The organism is Reinekea sp., from assembly GCF_982785585.1.
The window spans coordinates 1-3,486 of record NZ_CEYAVF010000006.1 but is presented as its reverse complement, the minus strand read 5'-3'; the positions used below and the strand labels follow the sequence as shown (position 1 = coordinate 3,486).

5 protein-coding genes are annotated in these 3,486 nt (G+C 54.0%); all 5 read left to right on the top strand.

Annotated elements, in window-relative coordinates:
- Window positions 1-641 (top strand): pyrroline-5-carboxylate reductase family protein (locus AC4FIC_RS04065; RefSeq protein ID WP_476194809.1); only part of this gene is annotated, 641 nt, incomplete at its 5' end.
- 150 nt (window positions 642-791) lie between these two features.
- A complete protein-coding gene (locus AC4FIC_RS04060; RefSeq protein WP_273285536.1) occupies window positions 792-1,376 on the top strand; it encodes a YggT family protein in 585 nt (194 codons plus the stop codon).
- 60 nt (window positions 1,377-1,436) lie between these two features.
- A complete protein-coding gene (gene metX / locus AC4FIC_RS04055) occupies window positions 1,437-2,585 on the top strand; it encodes a homoserine O-succinyltransferase MetX (RefSeq protein WP_490359379.1) in 1,149 nt (382 codons plus the stop codon).
- Window positions 2,575-3,174: a methionine biosynthesis protein MetW gene (gene metW / locus AC4FIC_RS04050; RefSeq protein WP_490359378.1), complete on the top strand. Its 600-nt coding sequence runs from the start codon at window positions 2,575-2,577 to the stop codon at window positions 3,172-3,174. Before metX ends, metW begins: the two co-directional genes overlap by 11 nt.
- A 1-nt stretch (window position 3,175) precedes the next feature.
- The coding region (locus AC4FIC_RS04045; RefSeq protein ID WP_490359377.1) for a DUF4426 domain-containing protein at window positions 3,176-3,486 on the top strand (311 nt) is incomplete at its 3' end.

Below are 3,486 nucleotides of genomic sequence, written 5' to 3'. Positions count from 1 at the left end.
CCTTGAGCGATGCCTTGGTCTTGGCGGTAAAACCGCAACTGATGAAGTCGGTGCTGCTGCCCCTGGCCGAATCGGTACAGCAGCGTCAACCGCTGATTCTGAGCGTCGCGGCAGCCATCGGTGAGGCCAGCATCAACCATTGGCTTGGTGGCGGGCTGGCAATTATTCGCACCATGCCCAATACACCCGCACTGGTCCAGGCGGGTGCCACCGGCCTGTTTGCCAATGTCCGTGTGACCGAGGCGCACAAGGAATTCGCCCAGGGCCTGTTTGCCGGTATTGGCCAATATCGCTGGGTTGATCCAGAGGCGCTGATTCATTCGGTCACCGCCGCCGCGGGCAGCGCCCCGGCCTATTTTTTCCGCTTCGCCCAAGCCATGAGTCGAACCGCGCAAGTGCAGGGCCTCAGCGAAGACCAGGCGCGCGTTTTGATCGGCCAGACCATGCTCGGTGCCGCCAAGATGATCCTGGAAACCGATGAACCTCTGGAGCAGATGTGCCAGAAGGTCTGCTCGCCCAAGGGTACGACCGAACGCGCCATCCAGAGTTTTGAGGCGAGCGATATCGACCTGATCGTTGCAAAGGCGATGACCGCATGCTTCGAGCGGTCCCAGGAACTGGCTGAATTGCTCGCCGACTGAACCGACTGAAACGCAGCATTAGGCAAAAGCCATTGCGCTGCTGCGGGCCTTTATTCACAATCGCTCGTAGCTACTGAACCGGCAACCCGAGCCGGAACACCACATTGAAAGTTTTAGCACCGGTCTGCCATCAGATCGACAGGAGTTTAGATGATAATATTAGTTATGTTGCTGAGGGCCGCCTTCGGGATCGTGCTGGTGTCGCTTATTGCCCGCTTTCTAGCCCAGCTGGCGCGGGCCAATTTTTACAATCCGCTGGCTCAGACCATCGTCAAGATAACCGACCCGTTCGTAAAGCCGGTGCGCCGCTTTGTGCCGGGATTGGGTGGTATGGACGTGAGCACATTACTGCTGGTCTATATCGGTCAGGTCTTATTTGGCGTGATGCTGATCCTGCTGTCGGGCCAAAGCCCAATGGGTCTGATAACCAATCTATTGCTTTGGGGGCTTGTCGCCACCCCGGCCCTGATCCTCACGGTGATTCAATTTTCCATGATCATCGTCGGGGTGATGAGTTTCGTTCTGATGGGTCAACGTAACCCCTTTGTCGATTTTATCGGGGAGATGATCGAGCCCTTCGTCGGACCTTTCCGGCGCATGAACCTGAAAATCGGCATGCTCGACCTGTCTTTTATGCTGGCTTTTTTCGTGATCATTATTCTCAAAGATGTTGTTCTGATGCAGTACGTCGGTGGCCTATTGGGCTATCCAGTCGGTGTCTTTATCGGCCTCTAGTGCCGGCCCTTGGAGTGCGCCATGAGCACTCCCACCTATTCACCCGTTAAGAGATGCACCATGCCAAGCGAAATACCAGCCGACAGCGTAGGGTACGTCGAACCCCAAATTGCCTACTTCAATGAACCGTTGCCGTTGCGCAGTGGTCGCACCCTAGACAGCTATCAATTGGTTTATGAAACCTATGGCACCCTCAATGCCCAGCGCAGCAATGCCATCCTGATTTGTCACGCCCTCAGTGGCCACCACCATGCGGCCGGCTACCATCAAGCGAGCGACAAAAAACCCGGTTGGTGGAATGAATGTATCGGACCCGGCAAGGCCATCGACACCAACCATTACTTTGTTGTGTCACTCAACAATTTGGGCGGCTGCCACGGCTCGACCGGTCCTATCAGTATAGACACCTCGACCGGTGAACCCTTTGGTCCGGAGTTTCCCATTATGGCCGTGCGCGATTGGGTCAAGAGCCAGGCACGTTTGGCCGACCAATTGGGCATCGACTGCTGGCAAGCGGTTGTCGGCGGATCCCTTGGCGGCATGCAGGCCATGCGTTGGTCCATCGACTATCCGAGCCGGCTGAAAAAATGCGTTATTATTGCCGCGGCACCAAAGTTAACGGCACAGAATATCGCCTTTAACGAAGTGGCCCGTCAGGCCATCACCAGCGATCCAGACTTCCACGCCGGTTACTATTTCAAACACCAGACCCTGCCCCGCAAAGGCTTGGCGTTGGCACGGATGCTCGGCCATATTACCTATCTCAGCGACGACAGCATGCGCGAGAAGTTTGGGCGAGACCTGGCCACCGGCAAACTGAATTTTAACTATGAAATAGAATTTGAAGTCGAAAGCTATCTGCGCTATCAAGGTGAACAATTTTCCGACACCTTCGATGCCAATACCTATCTGCTGATGACTAAGGCCCTCGACTATTACGACCCAGCTGCCGACTTCGATCACGATCTGAGTCAATGCCTGAGCAAGAGCCAGTGTAAATTCTTGGTGGTGTCCTTTTCGACCGATTGGCGCTTTGCCCCGGTGCGCAGCAAAGAAATAGTCAATGCCCTGTTGCGGGCACAAAGACCCGTCTCCTATTTGGAGATCGACGCACCGCAAGGGCACGATGCGTTCCTATTTCCCATTCCAGAGTACGTTAGTATTCTGCAGAAATTCCTCGCCCACCCGGGAGAACCCGATGCGCACTGATCTACAATTTATCAGCCAATGGATTAAGCCGGGCGAACGCATTCTCGATATGGGTTGTGGTGATGGGGCAATGTTGGCCTACCTCATCAAGCATAAGTCGGTGACCGGATATGGCATGGAGATCGACACTCAAAAAATCATCACCTGCGTCGAACGGGGGGTCAATGTTATCCATCAAAATCTCAACGACGGCCTGCGCTATCTCGATGATGCCAGCTTTGATACGGTCATCATGACGCAGTCCTTGCAGCAGACCACCAATCCCGACAAGATCATCAATGAGATGTTACGGATCGGCCAGCGCGCCATTGTCACCTTTCCCAACTTTGGTCACTGGAGTGCGCGCTTGTATCTGGGTTTGCGCGGCATGATGCCGATGTCGAAAACCCTGCCCCTGCGTTGGTACAATACGCCCAACATCCATCTGTGCACCTTCAAGGATTTCGAGATCCTCTGTCAGGAACAGAACATCAATATTTTAAAACGTACGGTGGTTGATCACGATCACGTTGAAAGCTGGAAAATAAAGCTTTGGCCCAACATGCTCGGGGCCATCGCCATCTATCATATTGAAAAACAGGAAGTCTAATATGTTGCGCCAACTCCTAATTACATGCCTGCTGACCCTGGTCGGCACCCTGGCCTGGGCCGAACAGAAGGTCGATTTTTCGGGCCATGAATTGCATTATATTATTTTAAACACCACCGAATTACCGCCCAAAATCGCGGCACGCTACCAGATCGTGCGCTCCGGTAAACGGGCTTTTATTAACTTATCGATCTTGGAAAAATCGGCCGACGGTTTTGGCACCCCAGTCAGCGCACAAATCAAGGCTCGCCAACGCACCCTGATCGGTCAGATTGCGGATATCGAGTTGCAAGAAATTCGCGAAGGCGACTC